General features: G+C 61.6%; 14 protein-coding genes. 1 reads left to right on the top strand and 13 read right to left on the bottom strand.

Annotated features, from left to right (window positions below; genetic code table 11):
* Positions 1 to 35: 35 nt before the first annotated feature.
* The 7 genes from VQ071_RS15910 to VQ071_RS15880 form a co-directional block, all read right to left on the bottom strand.
* Entirely contained in the window at positions 36 to 1,313 is a 1,278-nt protein-coding gene (locus VQ071_RS15910; protein ID WP_340515072.1) for a methyl-accepting chemotaxis protein, read from the bottom strand.
* Between the two features lie 715 nt (positions 1,314 to 2,028).
* Complete coding sequence (gene tatC, locus VQ071_RS15905; protein WP_340515071.1) at positions 2,029 to 2,823, bottom strand: twin-arginine translocase subunit TatC; 795 nt, start codon at positions 2,821 to 2,823, stop codon at positions 2,029 to 2,031.
* A 169-nt stretch (positions 2,824 to 2,992) separates the two neighbouring features.
* Positions 2,993 to 3,220, bottom strand: coding sequence for a twin-arginine translocase TatA/TatE family subunit (gene tatA / locus VQ071_RS15900; RefSeq protein WP_340515070.1), 228 nt, complete (start codon positions 3,218 to 3,220; stop codon positions 2,993 to 2,995).
* A 117-nt stretch (positions 3,221 to 3,337) separates the two neighbouring features.
* Positions 3,338 to 4,366, bottom strand: coding sequence for a molybdopterin-binding protein (locus VQ071_RS15895; RefSeq protein ID WP_340515069.1), 1,029 nt, complete (start codon positions 4,364 to 4,366; stop codon positions 3,338 to 3,340).
* Positions 4,366 to 4,860, bottom strand: a complete 495-nt coding sequence (locus VQ071_RS15890; protein WP_090111088.1) for a MogA/MoaB family molybdenum cofactor biosynthesis protein — start codon at positions 4,858 to 4,860, stop codon at positions 4,366 to 4,368. The genes VQ071_RS15895 and VQ071_RS15890 overlap by 1 nt, the downstream gene beginning before the upstream one ends.
* Positions 4,861 to 4,911: 51 nt before the next feature.
* The gene (gene moaC / locus VQ071_RS15885) at positions 4,912 to 5,355 is read right to left on the bottom strand and encodes a cyclic pyranopterin monophosphate synthase MoaC (protein WP_340515150.1); all 444 of its coding nucleotides are present in this window, start codon (positions 5,353 to 5,355) and stop codon (positions 4,912 to 4,914) included.
* A gap of 29 nt (positions 5,356 to 5,384) precedes the next feature.
* On the bottom strand, positions 5,385 to 6,035 hold the full coding sequence (locus tag VQ071_RS15880) for a 5-formyltetrahydrofolate cyclo-ligase (protein ID WP_340515066.1): 651 nt from the start codon (positions 6,033 to 6,035) through the stop codon (positions 5,385 to 5,387).
* 228 nt (positions 6,036 to 6,263) lie between these two features.
* Here VQ071_RS15880 and VQ071_RS15875 point away from each other — a divergent pair, with 228 nt between their 5' ends.
* Complete coding sequence (locus VQ071_RS15875; protein WP_340515065.1) at positions 6,264 to 8,204, top strand: ABC-F family ATP-binding cassette domain-containing protein; 1,941 nt, start codon at positions 6,264 to 6,266, stop codon at positions 8,202 to 8,204.
* A 7-nt stretch (positions 8,205 to 8,211) separates the two neighbouring features.
* On the opposite strand, the gene VQ071_RS15870 is transcribed toward VQ071_RS15875, so the two are convergent.
* From VQ071_RS15870 to VQ071_RS15845, 6 genes are all read right to left on the bottom strand, one after another.
* A complete protein-coding gene (locus tag VQ071_RS15870) occupies positions 8,212 to 9,027 on the bottom strand; it encodes a class I SAM-dependent methyltransferase (protein ID WP_340515064.1) in 816 nt (271 codons plus the stop codon).
* Between the two features lie 350 nt (positions 9,028 to 9,377).
* A complete protein-coding gene (locus tag VQ071_RS15865) occupies positions 9,378 to 10,946 on the bottom strand; it encodes a 2-isopropylmalate synthase (RefSeq protein ID WP_340515149.1) in 1,569 nt (522 codons plus the stop codon).
* 1,008 nt (positions 10,947 to 11,954) lie between these two features.
* Positions 11,955 to 12,668, bottom strand: a complete 714-nt coding sequence (locus tag VQ071_RS15860; RefSeq protein ID WP_340515063.1) for a hypothetical protein — start codon at positions 12,666 to 12,668, stop codon at positions 11,955 to 11,957.
* Between the two features lie 144 nt (positions 12,669 to 12,812).
* Complete coding sequence (locus VQ071_RS15855) at positions 12,813 to 17,105, bottom strand: hemoblobin-interacting domain-containing protein (RefSeq protein WP_340515062.1); 4,293 nt, start codon at positions 17,103 to 17,105, stop codon at positions 12,813 to 12,815.
* Between the two features lie 149 nt (positions 17,106 to 17,254).
* Complete coding sequence (locus VQ071_RS15850) at positions 17,255 to 18,385, bottom strand: response regulator (protein ID WP_340515061.1); 1,131 nt, start codon at positions 18,383 to 18,385, stop codon at positions 17,255 to 17,257.
* Positions 18,366 to 21,512 (bottom strand): histidine kinase, encoded by a 3,147-nt coding sequence (locus VQ071_RS15845; RefSeq protein ID WP_340515060.1) that lies wholly within the window; start codon positions 21,510 to 21,512, stop codon positions 18,366 to 18,368. Before VQ071_RS15845 ends, VQ071_RS15850 begins: the two co-directional genes overlap by 20 nt.
* Between the last annotated feature and the right edge of the window lie 27 nt (positions 21,513 to 21,539).

The following is a 21,539-nucleotide window of genomic DNA, read 5'->3' as shown; positions in this document are numbered from 1 at the left end:
GGCCGCATAGCGCTGCGGCCGGCATCGGCTGCGTATTACGTTCTGAAGTTGCCGACCAGCGTCTTGAGGCGAGCCGCCATCGTGCTCAGCTTGTCCGCCGTGCGGGCCATCTCCTCGGTAGAGGACAGCTGCTGCTGGCTCATCGCCGTGACCTGCTCGGTGAAGGACGCATTCTCCTCCGTAATCCGCGTGATGTCGGAGATCGACTGCTGCACCGATTGGCTGCCGGCCGACATCTGCTCGACGGCCGCCGCCACATCCACGATATTGCCGCTGAGCTTGCCGACCTCGCCGACAATCTCGCGGAACGCGGACTCCGCGTTCTGCATGCCCGATACCGCGCCGAACACTTGCTCCGCGCTCTGCTCGAACATCACCGCCACCTTCGTGATGTCGCCGGACATCGCCTCGAGCGTCGTCGCGATCTGCACGGCGGACTGCTGCGTCTGATCGGCCAGCTTGCGGATCTCGCCGGCGACGACGGCGAAGCCGCGTCCGTGCTCTCCCGCGCGCGCAGCCTCGATCGCCGCGTTCAGCGCGAGCAGATTCGTCTGACTGGAGATCTCGGAGATATAGCCGATGACCTCGATCACCTTTTCCGACTTCTGGTTAAGCCCTCGCACCGTGCCCTGCAGCGAACGGAATGCCGCTTCGACCTGGACGATATCGCTCGCCGTCGTCTGAAGCAGCGTGGAGCCGCCCTCGGCGCGATCTCGCGTGAGCTGAGCGGCGTCCGATACGCCGGTCGTCGTCGAAGCGACCTGGGTCAGGCCGCTGATCGTCTCGGTCATGACTGCCGAGATCTGCTGCGACTGCGCAACCTGGGTCTCGGAGCCTGCGGCTACGCGCTCGACCGCTCTGGACACCTCGCTGCTGACTCTCGCGTTCTCGTCCGCACCCGTCTTCAGGTGAATAGCCGAAGCCGCGAGCTCCGCCGTATTGTCGCGCAGCTCCTTCATCATCTTCTGCAGTCCGTCGAGCATTGCGTTCGCGGCGTTCGCCAGATCGCCGACCTCGTCCTTCGTGTACACGGGAATCCGCTGCGTCAGATCTCCTCCGGACCCGGCGATGTTCTTGAGCGTGCCCGTGACGCCTCCGATCGAGTGAAGCAGCTTGCGCGAGACCGTCAGCAGAGCCGAGCCGCCGCCGATCAGCAGGACGGCATAAATAATGATTACTTCAATCAGCAATCCCGCGTGGCCTTTAAAAACCGAAGCGGCAGCCAGCAAAATAAACGACAATACCAGCAACACAACCATGGCGATATAACCGATCAAAAACTTCGTTTGCAAGCTGAAACCCGAATTGCGCATGCTTAACCCCTCCGAATTAAAATCGCTTGCCGCAAAGCCGTATGTAAGCCCTTCCATCATGTCGTACAGTCACATTCTAGCACAAGATGACTATGGATAATATCGGAATATGTCGAATTAATGACGGGATTTTAATTTTTTGTCGCCGAGGCTGGTTGGAAGGCAAAAAGTCTTATGTCCGCAGGCGCAATGCGTAAAAACAAATTCGCCGCTGCGGCGAAGGCGAGGCCGGGTTGGCGGGCGAATAAGACGATGGCACATTCTTATTCTGCACGCGGGGCCGGTTGGCGGGCAAATAAGACGATGGCACATTCTTATTCGGTGCGCGGGGCCGGTTGGCGGGCGAATAAGACGATGGCACATTCTTATTCGGTGCACGGGGCCGGTTGGCGGGCGGATAAGACGATGGCACATTCTTATTCGGCGCGCGGGGCTGGTTGGCGGGCGGAGCTGGTCGGCGGGCGAATAAGACGATGGCACATTCTTATTCGGCACGCGGGGCTGGTTGGCGGGCAAATAAGACGATGGCGCATTCTTATTCGGCGCGCGGGGCTGGTTGGCGGGCAAATAAGACGATGGCACATTCTTATTCGGCACGCGGGGCTGGTTGGCAGGCGAATAAGACGATGGCGCAGCAAATACGCCTGCCGCGGCATGTCATGCCGGCATCAGCAGGCATGACGTACTGCGGCAGGCGTATGGCCCAGCCGACTGGTCAATCGTCTTCGTCGTCCAGCGCCGCCTCGCGTTCGGCGGCGCGCAGGACGCGCTTGCGGTAGGCGCGCGCCGACAGCAGCACGCTAATCTCGTACAGCAGGATGAGCGGCACGGCGACGAGCAGGTCCGAGATGACGTCGGGCGGCGTCACGACGACGCCTACGACGGCCATGATGAACCAAGCAAGCTTGCGCACCTTGCGCAGCAGGTTCGGACTCAGGATGCCGATCCGGGTCAGAAACAAAATGACGATCGGCAGCTCGAACAGCAGCGACATGGGCACCAGTATGTTGAACAGGAAGCTGAAGTATTGATTGGCCCCGTACACCTGCTTCAGACCGAGATTCTCGGTCACGCGCTCGGTAAACGAGTAGGCCATCGGGAAGATTACATAGTACGCGAATGCCAATCCCGCGAGGAACATGAACAGCGCGCCAGGCACGTAACGCAGCGTCGCGCGCGCTTCCTTGGCCCCCAGCGCCGGCCGGACGAAGGCCCATAGCTGGTACAGCGTAAACGGAATCACGACGACGAACGATATGATGAAGGCGAACTTCATATACAGGCTGATCGCGTCCCATGGCGAGAAAGCGCTGAGATCGACCTCGCCCGACGGGGCCGCATCGACCAGATAGTCGAACAGGGGCTCCGCGCCGAACAAGCCCCCGACCAGCGCGAGGACAAGCACGATAATGATGTAAATGACTCTTTTGCGCAACTCGCCGATATGCTCCATGAGCGGCATCCAATCCCGCTCCCGGATGCCGGCCTTGGCGCTCGAGCGCTCCGCCATAAGCGACCTCCGCCCTACCGGGCACAAAAAATTAGGACGGCTCGGTTAAATCAAGCCGCCCTCCGTATTCGTCAACCTGACCGCATCGGATTCGTCCGCGCTCTGCGGAAGAGCTGTCTCCCGGGCCCGCGGCCGATCATGCCGCAGAAGCCCGGCCGCTTGCGCCGGATTATTCCGGCAGACGACGTTCGGCCTTCGCCGGCTCCGCCTCCGGAGCCGCCGCGACTTCGCTCCGCGCCGGACGCTCGCTGTCGTCCATCAGATCGTTCGCGCCTTTTTTGAATTCGCGCAGCGTGCGGCCAAAAGCTCTGCCCAGCTCGGGCAGCTTGTTCGGACCGAACAGCAGCAGGGCGATTAGAATCAGCAGGATCAAGCCTGATGCGCCAATGCCTCCCATGGTGTATCCCTCCCCGTCTCAATGTCCTCAAAATCTGCAAAGCCAATCAAGTAGAAAGCGGCCGACTGTCATCCTAAATGACAATCGTCCGATGAGAGAGCGCATTCAGATGGGCAATCAGCGATGTAGACCGCCGTACCCCATGGCCGCGATCTCCTGCCGGGTAATCGCCTCGCCCGCCAGCACACGGGGCAGAAGCACGTCGAACGACGTATAAGGATCATGCATGACGCACCCGGGCAAGCCGAAGATCGGTATGCCCTCCAAATATCCGAAGAGCAGCATCGAGCCAGGCAGCATCGGCGTGCCGTAGCTCACGATGTCGGCGCCGGCATCGGCGATCGCGCCAGGCGTCCTGTCGTCCGGGTCGACGGACATGCCGCCGGATACAAGTATCATATCATAACCGCGTTCGAGGAAGTAGTGCAGATGGTTGACAATTGTATGTCGATCGTCCGGCGAGAACCGCTGCTCGGCCAGCTCGGAGCCGTACTGCGCCAGCTTCGCCTTGACGGCGGGGCCGAACTTGTCGGCGATGCGCCCCGTGAACACCTCGGTGCCCGTCGACAGCAGCCCCGCGCGCATCCGGCGCAGCGGCTTGACGGCGACGGCGGACGCTCCGCCGTGCGCCGCGCGGTATCGCGCGACGATGTCTTCGGCCGCCGCGATCTTCGCCTCCGGCACGACAAGCGGGATCGCCCTGGACGCCGCGAGCGGCTCGCCGGCCCGCACGAAGCGCCCGCCGACGATCGTGGCGAGCGCGATCTCGCCCAGCGCGTTGATCGCGTCCACGACCTCGCGCGCGATGACGGCCAGCCCGTCCTCTCCCGCCTTGAGCGTGACCTTGCCCTCGTGCGGCTCGCCATAGACGACGCGCTCTCCGCCGAGCGCAGCCGCCAGTCGAAGCGCTGCGTCGTCTTCGTGAAGATCGCCCTCCGCGAGCTCGATCACGTACAGATGCTCCTTGCCGATATCCTTCAGCCTCGGGATATCGTCCGCCGTGACGCGGTGCCCCTTGCGGAACAGCCTGCCCTTGAACGCCCCCGGCACGATCTGCGTCAGATCATGCGCGAGCGCGAGCCCGATCGCTTCCTCCACCTTGACTTCGCGCAGCACGGTCTCCCGGACAATCCCCGAATCGCCCATCAGTAATCCCTGTCCTTCCCGATGCCGGAGACGAGCAGCAGCGCGTCCGGCAGCTGATCCATGATCGCCATCAGCATATCGTTGACGCCCTTCGGGTCGCCGGGCAGATTGACGATGAGCGAGCGTCCGCGGATGGCGATGACGCCGCGATAGAGCATATAATGCCTGCTCCGCTGCATGACGGCCGCCCGCATCGCCTCGGTCATGCCCGGCACCGTGCGCTCGGACACCATCAGCGTCGCCTCGGGCGTCACGTCGCGCAGACCGAGGCTCGTCCCGCCGGTCGTCAGCACCAGGTCGGCCTGAAAGTAGTCGCACATCTCGATCAACGCGGCCCGCAGCTCGTCCTGTTCGTCAGGCACGACGCGATAGTCGACGATCTCCCCGCCCAGCTCCTCCTCGACCAGCTCCCGGATAACCTGCGCGCTCGTATCCTCGCGCTCGCCCCGGGAGCCTTTGTCGCTGGCTGTCAGCAGCGCTACTTTCCATATCATAACGATCCCCCCCGATTCCCGTCCCCTCAATTGTTCGCCGCGCGGCCTGTATCAGCCGAGCGCGCCGTCCGCGCGGTAGTCCCCGCTCTTGCCGCCGGTCTTGCTCCGCAGCAGCGTCGGCCCGATCACCATGTCCTTCTGCAGCGCCTTGCACATGTCGTATATCGTCAGCGCGGCAGCCGAGACGGCGGTCAGCGCCTCCATCTCGACGCCCGTCTTGCCCGTCGTCTTGACCTCGGCCTCGATCGTCAGCGTATCGTCGCCCTCCGTGCCAAACCGCACGTTCACGCCCGTCAGGGGCAGCGGATGGCACATCGGGATCCAATCGGACGTCCGCTTCGCCGCTTGTACGGCCGCGACCTGCGCGACGGCCAGCACATCGCCCTTGGCGACGGTCCGGTCCAGCACCCGGGACAGTGTCGAAGGCGCCATCACGATCCTGCTCACCGCCACGGCTGTCCGCGCCGTCGACGCCTTGTCCGATACGTCTACCATGACGGCACGGCCTTGTTCGTTAAAATGCGTCAATCGTTCCCCGCCGTCCACCCGAGAGCTCCCCCTTTCGCAAACCAAATCAAGCCGTTCTCTGTCGCCAAGCCGTGAAGCGCCAGGTCGTGCGGCTCCGCGGGCAAAGCCTGCCGCGCAATCTGAAGCTCGTAAGCGAAGCCGATCCAGAGCGGCAGATCGCCCGGCCCGATCGCCTCCGCGAGGCGATCGTAATAACCGCCGCCGTAGCCGATCCGGCCGCCGCGCCGGTCGAACGCCATGCCCGGCACCAGCACGACATCCGGCCGCTCGTCCGGCGGCAGCGGCGCCGTGCGCAGCGGATCGGGGGCGGGTACGCCGTATCGACCGGTCTGCCAATCCGCCTGCGAAGCGACGATCCGCAGCTCCATGCCGCCTCCGTCCGCGCGAATGCGCGGGGCGATCGTCCGATGTCCCTCTGACGCGCACCAAGCGAGCACGGCTGCCGGATCGGCCTCGGAGCGGAAGGCGCCGTAGACGGCGATCGTCAGAGATCGGCCCAGCCGCATGCCGAGCGGCTCAAGCGCCTCGCGGATGACGGCGCCGCATAGCCTGGCCGAGCGGTCCGCACGTTCCTCCGGCGGGAGCGCGTCGCGCCGCGCAGCCATCGTCTTGCGCAGCTCGGCCTTCACGGATTCCATAGCGCCCATGCTGTACCTCGCGATTATGAATTCATAGATAGCAACAGTGTATCACTTTTCCATGCGGTTCGCCAAAATCCTTTTCGCCGAAAATCCGAGCGCCCCGGCACGCTGCCAAGCCCGCATTTTGGACGGAAATCCGGATTTGCGATAAACTTGAGGAATGGCGCCAGATCACATACGACGGCGCAGTTCGGCGCGACAGCGACTATATGAATTTATTCGGAGGGAATCCTCTTGCTGCTACAAGCATCCGGCATCGTCAAACACTATGGCGTCACCCCTATATTAGAAGGCGTATCCCTGCAAATCGGAGAGCGCGACCGCATCGGCCTCGTCGGCGTCAACGGCGCAGGCAAATCGACGTTCCTGCGTATTCTGGCAGGAGAGCTCTCCTCCGATCAAGGCTCGGTCTCCAAGCCGCGGGAGCTGCGCATCGGCTATCTGGCGCAGAACAGCGGGCTCGCTCCGCAGCTGTCCATCAAGGAAGTGATGGACGCCGCATTCGGCCCGCTGCTCGAGCAGGAGCGCGCGCTGAACCGTCTGGAGATCCGCATCTCCGATCCGGCGGAGCAAGCGGACGCAGGGCGGTACGAGGCGCTGCTCATCCAATACGCCGAGGCGAACGACCGCTTCCGCGAGGCCGGCGGCTTCGAGATGAACAACCGCATCCGCAGCGTGCTGCACGGCATGGGCTTCGGCGAATTTCCGCAGGAGACGGTCGTCGCGTCGCTGAGCGGCGGTCAGCGGACCCGGCTCGCGCTGGCCAGACTGCTGGTCGTACAGCCCGAGCTGCTGCTGCTCGACGAGCCGACGAACCACCTCGATATCGATACGCTCACCTGGCTCGAGCAGTATCTGCGCACGTATTCGGGCGCGATGGTCATCGTGTCGCACGACCGTTATTTCCTCGACGCTACCGTCTCTTCTATTGTAGAGATCGAACGTCATGCGGCGACGCGCTACACCGGCAACTACACGCGATTCATGGAGCTCAAGGCGGCCGTCTTCGCCCAGAAGGTCAAGCTGTACGAACAGCAGCGCAAGGATATTCAGCGGATGGAGGAGTTTATTCAGAAAAACATCGTCCGCGCCACGACGACCCGCCGCGCGCAGAGCAGGCGCAACGCGCTGGAGCGCATCGAGCGGCTGGAGCGGCCGGGCACGCTGCGGCAGGCGAGCTTCTCCTTCACGGCCGAGCGGCGCACGGGCAAGGACGTGCTGCAGGTATACGATGCTGCCGCCGCGCCGAAGGAAGACGTGAGTCCGCTCTTCCGCCACGTCGGCTTCGAAGTGAAGCGGGGCGAGCGAATCGCGCTGCTCGGCCCCAACGGCGTCGGCAAGACGACGCTGCTGCGCGCGCTCGTCGGGCAGCTCCCGCTGACGGCAGGCACGATCCGCTGGGGCACGGGCGTACAGCTCGGCTACTACGATCAGGAGCAGCGTGGGCTGAATCCGGCCAACACCGTGCTGGAGGAAGTCTGGAGCCGCTATCCGACGCTGCCGGAGGCCGAGATCCGCACCGTGCTGGGCAACTTCCTGTTCAGCGGCGAGGACGTGCGCAAGACCGTCGGCTCCCTCAGCGGCGGCGAGAAGGCGCGCGTCGCGCTGTCCAAGCTCATGCTGATGAAAGCCAACGTACTCGTGCTCGACGAGCCGACGAACCATCTGGATCTGTGGAGCCGCGAGGTGCTCGAAGGGGCGCTCGAGGAGTATGACGGCACACTGCTGTTCGTCTCGCACGACCGCTACTTCCTGAACCGGCTCGCAGACCGCGTCGTGGAGCTCGGGCCTGAAGGGGCGGCGCATTTCCTGGGAAATTATGACGAAATGGTCGCGAAAAAGCGCGAATTGGAGGAATGGGCTGCAGCTGCCGCAGCAAGCGCGGGCGGTTCGGCCGGGTCCGGAAGTGCGAATCAGGCCGCTCAGGCGCCCCTCACCGACTACGAGGCCGATAAACAGGCCAAACGCGAGGAACGCGCCAAGCAGCGCAAGCGCGAACAGGCCGAAGCGGACATCTCGCGTCTGGAGGAGGAGGTCGCCGCGCTGGAGGAAGAGATGGCGCTACCGGAAGTATGCACCGACTTCGTCCGGCTGCGCGAAGTTCAGGCGAAGCTCGAAGGCAAGCAGAAGGAGCTGGAGGATACCTTCGCCGTCTGGGAAGCGCTCATGGAATAGCGGTTCGTCAGCGCGCGGGCACTTGGCCGACATACAGCAAATGCGGAGAACCGCCGAGCACATAGGGACTTTCGGCCAGCTCCGCGAGTAGCCGGACGATCCGACCGAACTCCGCCTCGCCTCGGGATCGCCAAGCCGCCAGCTTGTCGGGCGTCATCCCGCCGACGCTCTCGGAGGCGACGAGCTTGATCGTCTCGAAGCCTTGCCTTTCCATGAAAGGTACGATCTCCGCGAGCGGAAAGGCGTAAGCTCCCGTAAACCTGCCTTCGTCCCGATGGTTGAAAACGCCAGTATCCATAAATTCCCGAATGCCCGCATACGTGTCGCAAGGCGGCCAGCTCGCGGGCTCGAGCAAATACGTCGCCGCCTGCTTTTCCCTGGACATAAAAGCCACGAATACAATGCCGCCCGGCTTGGTCACCCGACGAAGCTCCCGGGCGGCTTTTTCCCGCTGCGACTCCTCCCCGAGATGATACAGCGGCCCCATCATAAGCGCCGCATCGAACGTCCCGTCCTCGAACAGGCCCAAATCCTGCGCATCGGCGATATGACACCCCTCGAACCGGTCGCCCCATTCGCTGACGGCGATTCTGGCTCGCGCCTCCGCCACCAGTCTGGGCGACAGATCCGTCAGCGTCATCCGATAGCCGGCCTGCGCAAGCGCCATGGCGTACTTCCCCGGTCCTGCGCCGTTGTCCAGAATACGCCCTTGCGCAGGCAGATGACTGCGAATCACATGCAGGTTCAGCAAAAATTCGATCGGCTCCCGGTCCAGCCTGCCCCACTCGTCGAATTGGTCGTAATACTTCAAAACATCGTTCAACGCTAACGCTCCTTTCTCAAAAAAAATTGTTATGCACAGCATTACCCACAGGCTGTTCGCAACCGGAGGTTCGGACTTTGCAGACCATGATCCAAAATAAAGGCCGCGCAGCGCCATTTTTAATTAATCTGCCATCATGGCGAGGCGCAGCCGGGAAGCGTTATCCCCACAATCCCCAATTTTGATATTTCCGGTTTGAAAATATCGTCCCCGTTTTCAAAATTACACCGCGTTTACTCTCCCAACACATTTCCATCACTTATCCCCATTACGCACAGGGGATGTGGATAACTTTACCCACATCCTCCATACCCCGATTTGGGATTCGCAACCATTGACAGGGTGCCGGATCAGGCACCCGACTCCATGAGCGCCTCGGACCCAACCGCCATAATCGCGCTGTTGCACGCCGCGACATAAGCGCGCGCTGCCGCCAGGATAATATCGCGGTGAATCGCCGTACCGCGGAAGCGCCGCCCCGCATGCTGCACCGTCACGACGGCTTCTCCCGCCGCGTCTTCGCCGGAGGACAGCGAGTGCAGCTCCAGATCCTCGAACGCCGCGCCCGCAGGCATCGCTTCGCGAATGCAGCCGATGACGCTCTCCAGCGGTCCTTGGCCCGCACCTGTATAAGTCCGCTCGCTGCCGTCCTCGGTCCGCCGGATCGTCACCGAAGCGATCCGCGTCCGGTTCGTACCCGCCAGCACCTGCAGATCAACCAGCGTATACGGCTCGATCTGCACTTGCGTCGATTCGCCGACCAGCTGGAGCAGGACGTCGTCCGTCACGATTTTCGTCTCGTCCGCCTTCTCCTTGAAGCGCGCGTACACATCCTCCAGCTCTTGCTCCGCGAGCTGAATCCCATACTCCGCCGCACGATGCTTGATCGCATGCCGCCCGGAATGCTTGCCCAGAATAATCATGCTGCGCGGGATACCCATGGCTTCCGGGTCCATGATCTCGTACGTATTGCGGTTTTTCAGCAAGCCGTCCTGGTGGATGCCCGACTCGTGCTGGAAAGCATTGCGCCCGACAATCGGCTTGTTGAAGGAGATCGGGAAGTTCATCGCCCGGCTGACCATCCGCGACGTCTCGAAAATCTCGGACGAGCGGATGCCCGTCTCGATGCCCAGAGATTCGCCCCGCGTCTCGATCGCCATGACCAGCTCCTCCAGCGCGCAGTTGCCCGCCCGTTCCCCGACGCCGTTGACGCTGACCTCGACATGCGTGGCGCCGTGGCGGATCGCAGCCAGGCTGTTGGCCAGCGCCATCCCCAGATCGTTGTGACAATGCGTGCTGTAGGCGACCCGATCGCCGCCCCTGACATGCTGACGGACCGCGCTGAAGAGCGGGCCGAACTCCTCGGGCAGCGCGTAGCCCATCGTGTCGGGAATGTTGATGATCGTGGCGCCCTCGTCGATCGCAGCCTCGATGATGCGGTACAGGAAGTCCCTGTCGGCACGGGAAGCGTCCATCGGAGAAAACTCGATCGCTTCGACGAACTGCTTGCCGTAGGCGATCATCTCGCGCACTTGGTTCACAACTTCGTCCTGCGTCTTGCGCAGCTGGAAGTCCAGATGAATCTGCGAGGAGGAGATGAACAGATGCAGCCGCCTGAACGCCGCGTCCGCGGTCGCCGCCACTGCCGCGTCGATGTCGCCGCGGACGCAGCGGGCGAAGCCGCAGATCTCCGTCTGCTGCAGCTCCCGCGAGATCTGGCGGATCGCATCGAACTCGCCGGGGCTCGAGATCGCGAAGCCGGGCTCGATCGTGTCCACGCCGAGCCGAGCGAGCTGGCGGGCGATGACGATCTTCTGCTCGGGCCTCAGCGAAGCGCCGGGCGCCTGTTCGCCGTCGCGCAGCGTCGTGTCGAAGATGCGGATTCTTTTTTTGGCGGGCGCTGGGTTGGATGGGGTCATCGAGCCGGCTTCGGCTGGAGCATTCAAGGCTGCGGCGATTGCGTCGGCGGTGTTGCGGTTAGGGTTGGCGTTGGTCATTTTAAAAAACCTCCATTTTTGTGCGAATATTCTGAATCGTCAGTCTTGTGTGGGACAGCGGGTGAAGCCCTGCCTCCTGGCACGGTGCCTCCCCGAGTATGAAACGAAACATCCTGCAGCTTGCTGCAACAGCGATTCTCCAGCTTGCACAACATACTGCGCCTGCCGGCGCACGGCGGATTGACATCGGACAAACAAAAAAACCCGTCGTCTCTCCTGATGCTGTCAGAAGAGACGACGGGCTCGATGGCCGCCGCGGTACCACTCTCATTGGAGACGCACGAAGCACGCTCCCTCTCGATGCGCCGGCTGACGGTTCCTTCCGGAAAGATGCCGTCAGCCGGCGGCGCCCTGTATCGGGGGCCGGCCGTATGAACGTAGTGCCGCCGCGCGCTTGCCGCGCGGGCGGGGTTCCGCCCATCCGCTCCCAGGCGAGATTCGGATGCCCTTCGGCTGCGTCGCACCATCCCGCAGCTCTCTGTGATTCCCGGGCCTTTCCTACTGCTCCTGTTCATCGCGTTGATTGTATTGTCGTGATCATTGTGCCGCGCCGGTTCGATAAAAAACACAAAACCCGCCGCCTCCTAAGAGACGGCGGGCTCGAAGGCCTACCGCGGTACCACTCTCGTTGACGATCGTCCGGACGCCGAAGCGGCGAGCGAAGGTCCACCTTAGCAGCAGCGCGCACACACCGCACTGCCGCGCCCTCTGACGGAGGCTACCCGTACAGACCTAACGCCATGAAGGCGCTCAGCCGATCCGCTCCCGGGCGAGTTCGGGGTTGCCGTCTGCTGCGTCGCACCATCCCGCAGCTCTCTGATTCAGGCGAGTTCCCTACTGTTCCCGTTCAACGCGTTTAACGTTTGTTCGATTGGTCCTTATTATATGCGAGCGCCACGACGGAAGTCAACCTGATTTTAGGAAGATCGCTTAACGGGCGATCAGCTCCCTGATATCGTCGTCGATCAGTCGGATACCGTCCGGCGAGAAATAAACCTGTGTGCCGTCATCAAACAAGAAGCAGCCCAGTGCGAAGGGACTGTCCGTATAAAAAACCATCATGCGGCTGAACCCATCCCCCGACCTGTTCACCGGAGAATAGCCGGACACATCCGTGCCGGAATCGAGCAGGCGGATAAATGCATTCTTTTCATCTCCAATCAGCGTTCGATACGGTTCGGTCTCTTGGCTGTCGAATAGGGCGACCCGCTCGATGCTGTCCTTGGGGAGACGCATATAGCTGAGCGACAGCCGGTCGCGCTGCCCGTCCTCCACATAGACGCGATAGCCCCCGATGTGCGTCTTGTCCTCGGCCGCGATCGCCTCATCGGGCGCGTATCCTTGAATACGAAACAGCTTCGTGCCTTTGGGCAAAAAAGCGGCGTCTCCCGGCTTCGTCCGGTAATTCGGGTTGGTGACGACGTCCGCGACCTTGAATTTCACCGTTCCGACGACCTCGTCCGTAACGAGCGCAGGATCGGCCAGCACCGTTTCGTATTCGCTCGTATAGCTGTCCTTGCCCAGTTTGACAAAATCGACCCAATCGATGTCGGCATGGCCCATAAACGGATTGTGGGCCATATGGCTGCAGCCGCTTAGCAGCAGCGCGGTCAAAACGAGTAGTGCCAGCCATCTTGTGCGCATCGCGCTCGCCTCCTGTTGCACATAAGACGGAGACCGCTGCAAAAAGGTTTCCATTATTTTGTAATGCCCTATACAGCATAAAAGCGTCCGGACGATCGACTGGGTCGTGTCGAATGCGTCCGGACGCTTTCTTAGTCTGCCAAGCTATTCATTGCTCCCTGCGGCCTGGATATCGGCAAACGCCCAATGCCCCAATGATACGTCCGACCAAAGTTGAGCAGCCTGTCCGGAAGAAGGCATGCGCCCTGTCAACCGGTTAAGCAGCACGGCGGCTTCGGCGCGCGTGAGCGCCCGCTCGGGTGCGAAGCTACCGTCCTCGTAGCCACGCATCAATCCCGCCTCAGCTGCCGCGGAGATCGAGGCCGCCGCCCAATGTTCGCTCGTATCCGAGAAAGGCGCCGCTTGAGCAGCGGCAGACAGGCCGGCGATTCGTGCGACCAAGGTCGCAGCCTCGGCGCGCGTCACGGCTTTGCCGGGACGGAACGTACCATCTTCGTACCCTTGCAGGAGGTTCAGCGCAGTCGCCTGGCCGATCGCTTCGGCGGCCCAGGAGGCGAATCCGGCCTGATCCTTGTACGTTGAAGCATAGACCGTGCCGTTTACGGATGCGTCGCCGTACAACCGCGCCAGCATCGCAGCCAGCTCGGCCCGGGTGACAGATTGATTCGGTCGGAAGGTGCCGTCGCCGAAGCCGTAAATATAAGCAATCCCGTTCGAGCCGGCAGCGCTGTCGATAACAGTAAAGGTACTGAACTTAGAAACGTTGAAAGCAATGGCTGTGCCACCGTCCTCAGCTTTCGCAAGCTCGCCCTTCACCCACTCCTTGGAACCGTCGCTATGCTCGATGTAAATCCGCAGCAGATTCACCTTGGCCGCAGGATAGTCGCCGAGCGGCAGAGTCAGCGTCACCGGCTGCCGCTGCAGATTGGTCTCGATCGTCATCGGTCGGCCGATGACGGAGATGCCGGAACCGACGGCGGGTGCACCGTTCGCCTTGGCGCGGTCAGCCACTTCATGCTGCTCGGCAGCGTCCTTGACCGGTACGACCCTGAAGTACAGGTCTCCCGAAGACGCCTTCAGCGAAGCGGCAGGAATCGAGATGGTCGCTCCGCGCGTCACGATCGTCAGCCCGATGCCGCCGTCCGTCAATTGCTGAAGCGAGGAACGCGGCAGCGAGAGATTCAATTCGGCCACCTCGTCCTTGACGTCCGGGATGACGATGACAGCCTTGTCGGAGCCGGCTGCCTTGAGCTGTGCTGCGGACTTGGCCGCCAGTTCGTCCGTCAGCTTGACCGCGTCGGACTTGCGGCCCTTCGTGTCTGTCGTGCGGACGATCTCGACCTTTGTGACGAGCGCGCCGTCTTTACTGCCGCCCCGTACCTCTGCGGTGACGATCTCCGAGGTTGGCGATGGCGTGGGAGCGACATACGTCGGGGGCGGATCGTTCGGACCCGTCTGGTCCGTCGGATCGTTCGGGCCTGTCGGGTCCGTCGGATCGGTCGGATCGGTCGGATTCGTCGGGTCCGTCGGATCGATTGGATTCGTCGGTTGTGAAGGATCGACAATCGCCTGCGTCACTTGGGCATCCGGGTAACCCGCAGCCTTAACCGTCAGCTGCACCGTACCTACCGGCAGCGTGCCCGGCGCGAAGGTCAACGCCCCTTCCGACAGCGTATAGATGCTCGAGGCAGCCGAGACCCCGTCGTATACGACGTCAGTCACAGAGCTGCGCCATACCGGATTATCCGGGAATGTAATGATGATATCGTGCACCGTATCGTTATCGGTCGTATCGGCGGCGAGCACGGGCGCAGTCCGCGTGACGACCTGCGTGACGGTCGCCTTGGCGTAGCCGGTCGCCGTTACCTCGATCGTGTACGTGCCGGCCGGCAAGCCATCGGCAAGCTTCAAAAGACCTGTCGACAAATCATACGAAGACTGCACGACCTCCGCACCCTTTTTTACCGTTACGTTCGTCACAGCCGCGCGCCAGTCCGGATCGTCCGCGAAGGTAAGCTCCAGCGCATGCTTGTCGTCGTTGTCCGTCGTATCGGCCAGCAGCTGCGGCGCTGCGCTCGCCCCGATGTAATGGGGGTTGGTCGTTCTAAGCGTCTGAACCAGTCCGGAGTTCTGCGTCATGACGCCCTTATCCAGCGAATAATAATATCCGGCTTCGGCGGTCATGCCGAACAGTGCATCGTTATAATCGCCAAGCGTAGCACCCGGTACGAAGTCCGAGTCGTCGAAGTCATAAATATAGGGTACAGGCTGCTGTATGCCCGTTGTCATCGAGACGGATGCGTGAATGCCCCAAGCGCTATCCGTCGCCAACCGGAGAAAAGGCTCCGGACCGTCGGCAACCTTGGTCCATTCGTTATTGATATACTTGTACAGCGCCGATGTTCCGATGAACGGGCCGTTTTTCGGCTGCTCGTTGATCGTGGCGTAGAGCGTGCCGTCCGATGAGGCTGCCAGCCCCGTGATGGAGTACACCTTCACGTTCGTATCGGGAATCGAAGCGATCTCCGACCAGTTCAACGTCATATTGCTCATTTTCCACACTTTTTTGCCGTTGTTCAGGTATACATCGCCATTCTTGTCTACGACGGCCGGATTAATAGCCTGCGCCTGACTCCCTCCAGGAGGCGCCGGGAACGCATCCCAGGTCTGTCCTTGATTCGAGCTGTACTGTACCCGAATTCCGTCCGTCAGGTTGACGGTCGTCAAGTACCACATACCGGAGCGAATCTGGAATCCTACCAGCATGGTCATCATATCGAACGGAAGCTGAATTTTTTGCCACGAAGCATCCTGCAAGCCTTTGTAATAAATCGCTTTATCCAGCGTGCTCGGAAGCGCGTAGACGGTCTGATCGTCGCCTACGAAGACCGAGTTGATCGTCGCCGGCAGCTCTCTGTTCGGATCGAGCTCGTACCAGACGGAAGGAACAAGCGATACCGATTGCGAGACGGTTGCAGGCGCATAGCCGGTAGCGTTAACCTTGATCTCGTAGGTCCCTGCTTTGTCCAGAGGACCGATGGTCAGCTTGCCATTCTCGCCCGCAACATAAATCGGAACGGCCGCGCCCCCGTTGCGGGAGACTGTGACGCCCGTAATCGCCGAGCGCCAAACCTCATCCTCTGCGAATGTAAGCTCGATGGCATGTGCCGTATCGTTGTCAGTCGTGTCGGCGGTTAGCGTTGGCGTCACGGCCTGCATAACCGTCTGGAGGACTGTCGCGTCCGCATAGCCGGTCGCCTTGACTTCGATGATGAAGTCGCCTGCCGTAGTCAATCCGGTAACGCTCAACTTCTCCGCCTCCACCATGTAATTGACAGGAGAAGCCGCGCCGCCGCTTTGGCGAGCTGTAACACCGGTAATTGCATCCCGCCAGTCGGCATCGTCGGCGAATGTAAGCTCGATGGCATGTGCCGTGTCGTTGTTCGTCGTGTCGGCGGTCAGCGAAGGGGCAGATTTGCCCGTACCGAATGTGGGATGGTCGGTGCGGATAACGGGAGGATTCGTATTATTGGCTAAGAAAAAGAAAGTTCCGTCTGATGCCGCACTGAAGCCGAAAAACTGTGGACTGTCAGCTGTCTTAGCGATTGTTGCATTTATCTGAGTACCGTCCATTTGCAGTTTGTAAATATCTTTGGCCGTCATTGGCGACATCATAAACATACTGAAAGCCGGCGCAAAGAAAAGGCTGCCGTCGGGATCACTGAACAACGTGCCGTATACATAGGGTGAAGTCCACTTGCTCACCCAGCTGGAAGTAGCGGTATTGTACATGAAAACTTCGCTTTTGCTCGGACTCGTTGCGTTAAAGTAGTTGGCTGTCGTAATGCTCGCCAACAAGTTGCCGTTCGCATCCGCAATGGCATCCTGAATCCGGTATACGTTGCCGTATTGCACATCTGCCATTTTATCTACTTTGGACCAGACGCCGGCCGGCGTCCGCTTGAAGATGCTGACCGCCGTGTATACGTACAAATTGTCGGAAGCGTCAAAAAAGATTCCTTGCAGCAAATACTGATAATAAGGCGTATCCGAATACCCTCCGCTCGGGGCGGATAATTCGGTCCAGGTCTGCCCATTGTCGGAGCTATAGATTACTTTGCTGGGGACCTTGGGCGTGACATTGTTGTTGCCGTAGTCGACGACATAAACTGCGTTTCCATGGAAAGCCATCCCAATCGGGTTTGTGACATTCGTGAGCGTCGCATAGGTTTTCCAGCTCGACTCGGTATAGCCGCGCGCTTTTATTTGCTTGGTTGTTGCGTCCAGCATATACACATGATTGTCATTCACGACTATCTCTCTCGCGTAGGCCCCTGCATCACCCGTCACATCGCGCCAGCTCGAAGTGGCAGCAGCCCTGCCCGCTCCCACCGTCATGCCGGACCATGCCACCGCAACAGCAAGCAGCACGCTCATTATGCGAGTCCAACCCTTTTTAACGCTCATTTACCCAGCCCCTGTCTTAGAAAATGTCGAATTTCCTCGGCAGGTAAACTATAGCAAACAGCGTTGAACCGATTCTGATCATGCCACTTAACTTACGTATCTCGGCAGGCGCTTCGGTGTCATGCTCCCGCCAGAGCCGCATAAGCTTGCCTGAATGCCTCTGAAGGCGCCTCCCCAAGCTCGCGCTCGATATAGGCGTAAAAGGTCTCGTACTTGCGCTTCATGCCCGCCGTGTCTCCGGATGCCAGCAGACAATGCAGCTCCGACGCTGCCATCTGCTCGGAGAACGGCGCCAGCTCGCAGGACCGCCTTGCCCGCCTGAGCGCCATTCCGGCCTTGCCTTCTTTCAACTCATGGCGGACGAGCCTCTCGGCCAGCTCGACATAGGCCTGCAGCAGCCGCTCTGCGCGCGGCTGCGCCCATCCGAAGTCTTCCTGCTCCAGATAATGTCCGCGGTACAGCGTCCAGCACTTCAAGGCGGATTCGTACGCTGCGGGCGTCCACGCGCCGGACAACGCTTTTTCCGCATCCCGCTCGAACAGGTCGGCATCGCTCTCCAGCCCTCCGCCCGCGAGCCGGTAGCTCTCCAGCGAGTAGTCGAGCGAAGCGGCATCCGCGAAGCTCTTGAGCGCTTGCCGAACCTGATAGACGGCGGTATGCAGATGGACGAGCGCCTTGTCAGCTTCGTACGCCGGCCATAGCTCTTCGAGCAGCAGGCCGCGCGGCAACCAGCGATCGCGATGCTGAAGCATATAAGCGAACAGCTCCTTGGACTTCAGCGTCCGCCATCTGAGCTTGGCGCCGTCCATCGCCGCGGGGGCGATCGCGAACTGGCCGAATGTCTGCACCGCGTATCGTTCCGGCTGTACCTCCGGAGGACCGGCATCACCGCCCAGCGTCTCGCGAATGCGTGCCAGCGTCTTGGCGAAGCGGATGGGATCGATCGGCTTCAGCACATAATCGAGTGCGTTCACCTCAAAGGCTTCGAGCGCGTACGAGGCATAGGCGGTTACGAATACGACCCGCGGCCCGCCCCCCGGATCCGCCAACGCGGCAGCCGCCTCCAGTCCGCTCATCCCCGGCATCTCCATATCCAAAAAGACAAGATCGACCGGCTCCCGGCGCAAATGCGCGATTCCCTCGGCAGCCGTCTGATAGGAACCGACGATCGCGATATCGGACTCCTTTTCAAGCAGCCACTGCAACTGAAGAAGCGCATGTCTTTCGTCGTCAATCAGTATCGCCTTCATCCCAGACGCCTCCCGGTATCCAGTAGCTGACGCGGGTTCCTTCGCCCGGCCAGCTCTCGACATGCAGCTTGCTGCCGTACAGCAGCTTAAGACGCTGTCCGATATTGATGAGACCGACGCCCCCCGTCTCGCGCCGCTCTCCGATGTCCGCCAGCACCTGCGCCGGAATGCCGACGCCGTCGTCAGAGACCGTTACCGCGCATCCGCCGTCGGCCGTTGTCACCGAGATGCGCACCGTGCCGCCTTCGGGCTTCTTCATGATGCCGTGACGGACCGCATTCTCGACGAGCGGCTGAATCGCGAGCGGCGGTACGGGCGAGCCTGGACCGGCCTCGATCTCGTAGACGATCCGCAGCCTCTCGCCGAACCTGGCTTGTTCGATCGCCAGATACGATCGGACCAGCTCCAGCTCCTTGCGAAGCGGCACGCGCTGCTCCAGATTGCCGAAGTCGAAGCTGGCTCTGAGATAGCGGCTCAACTCCAGCAGCAGCGTCTCGGCCTGCGCAGGGTCCAGACGGCATACGGTCATAATCGTGTTCAGCGCGTTAAAAAGGAAGTGCGGCTTGATCTGCGCCTGCAAAAAAGCAGTCTCCGTGCGCACCAGGCCGCGCACGGACCGACGCAGCGCAAGCAAGGTGCCTACGCGCGCGCTCAGCTCCGCCGTGTCATACGGCTTGACCAGTATGTCGTTGGCGCCCGCTTGAAAAGCCGCCAGCGCTTCGTCCGGCCGCCTGCCTTCGGACAGCAGCAGGACGGGCAGCTCGGAGAGCGCATAGCGCTCTCTGATCGCGCGGGTGAGCGACAACCCCGACATATCGTTCATAAACAGATCGGCGATGACCAGGTCGCAGCCCTGCCCGCGCTGCAGCATCGACAGCGTTTCCGCCCCGCTACCCGCCTTCGCGATGACGATGCCTTCCGCGCCGAGCAGATGAGCCGTGACGGACGCGCCCAGCGCGTCGCCTCCCGCGATCAGCACCGTGCCCTCGGATCGTACCGCCGCGGCCTCGGATCGTGCAGCCGTGCCCTCGTACGCGGTCCTCTCTGTCGCTTCCGCCGCCGCCGCGACCATGAGCGCCGCAGTCTCTGTCATGCGCCGATCCGAGCGACCGTCATCCCCCGTCTCACGTTCGTCTGCGAACGGGGCATCGGCGGCGACCGGCCACGATACTTCGATTGCCTGCATGCCGTCCGCCGGCCGGCGCCGGCTGTATCGGCCGTCGCCCAGCTCGATCAGCCGCTTCGTCACCGACAGCCGCAGCGCCTCGGCAGCCTCGCTCCCTTCCGGTGCGGACGGCAAGCCGGGCAATGGCTCGTCGCTATTCATCTCCCATAGCCCCCCGAGATGCGAAGCCGAGATCGTCAAGACGGCGCGGTCGCCTTCTCTCGCTGCGCTCACCAGAACGCCCCGGCCGTCGGCATGCCGGGAGGCGCCGTCTAGCAGGTTGTACACGATCTGTCCGAGCCGCTTCGCATCGCCCATGATCGCGAGCTCGGCAGAGACCGTCTGTCCGTTCGCGGGTACGACCGCAGCCCCGGCGGGCAGCGTCTCGCACACCGACCGCAGCAGCAGCGCCAATCGCACGGGTGCAGGGCGATAATCGACTTCGCCGCTCTTCAACAGGCTGTAATCGATCATATCGTCGACCAGATAAGAGAGACGGCGCGCCACCACCTCGATCGAAGACAGACGAATATCCGCCGCTTCGGTCTCCTCCCGCTCCGGCTCGGCCGCCGGAGCGCGGTCCGACAGCGCCATATTGCGTATCGTCCGGAGCGGCTCGCGAATCTGATACGACGTATTGAGCATGAATTCGTCCTTCATCTCGTCCAGACGAAGCAGGCGCTCGGAGATGCGCTCCGAATGCCGCAGCAGGTCTGCGAACCGGGAGACGAGCAGATATGCCTGGGATACGACGAAGCAGATGATCTCGTACGGCAGCAGCGTCTGGCTCTCCATTCTTCCGAAGCCGTAGAGCAAATAGACCGCCAGCATGCACAAGATGCTCTGCAAGCTGATCGCCAGGACGAGCGCCTGGGCGCTTCGGGCCAGGATAGCCCGGATGAGGATATGTACGATATAAGCCGTCACCGACAGCGCGAACAGCAGCAACAGCAGCTCGCCCCGCGAGAATAGGTAGGTTGGCATGAACAGTCCGACTGCCGTCAGCGCGACGACGATGACAATCATCGAGCGATTGATCAGCCGTACGCCGAACTGCGGGTAGAGAAGGACGACATAACGCGCCAGAAAATAATAAACGAAGTTGGAGGAGATCAGTTGGATGCGGAGCACGGCTTCGTACGGAATGTGCGGCAGTAGCGCGAGCATGTTTTTCTCGCCGTGCGTCAGCACGTACACGAGGCTGAACGCACAAAAAGCGCCGATATGCAGCAAGGGCGCTTCACGCCGGCGGAGCCGGTAAAACAGCAGAAAAAAGAGCGCGGGAATAAGAAAGCCGCCGGCCGTCAGCCAATATTCGAACAGGGCGGACTCCCGTTGAGCGACGATGTCGCTCTGCAGTCCGAACCAGACCGGCAGTACGATGCCTCCGGATGAATAGCTGAAGTTGGCCGTATGGACGACAATATCGACCGCAGACGAATTCAGTGTGAAGTAGCCGGCGAACGGCGTATTGCCCGGCACGGTATCCGCGCGTGACAGCCCCGGACGGCCGCTCGCGCCGATCGGCTCCCCGTTGACATAGATCGCACTGGACATCCGGATATTCGTCATCCGAATGCCGTATGTGCCGTGGGTATCGGACGGCAAGAGCAGCCGCAGGCGATAGGTCGCGGCGCCGAGCCCCGACGACAGGCCGGGCGCTCCATTCCAGTCGCCGGGCACCTTGATATCGGCCGGCTGCCGGACGGGCGGAGCGGATGGTGCTCGCATCGCGCCTGCATCATCCGCAGGAAGCAGCTGGCCGGGATACAGCTCCCAGACTCCGTTCAGCCGGAGCGCCCCGCGGCGTTCAAAGTCCCATCGCCTCAGATCGATCGTGCCGCGCTCGGCCGAAGGCAACGAATCCGATGTCGCCGTATGCAGATCGATTACCAGCCAATAAATGGGGAGGGCGGTAATCAACATAAAGCCGGCTAGCAGCTTGATCCAGTATTTGTCCATTGGATCGCGGCCCCTCTCTGAAGTCGG

It is taken from the genome of Cohnella sp. 56 (assembly GCF_037963805.1).
Taxonomy (GTDB): Bacteria; Bacillota; Bacilli; order Paenibacillales; family Paenibacillaceae; genus Cohnella.
This window is presented reverse-complemented; position numbering and strand designations above follow the sequence as displayed.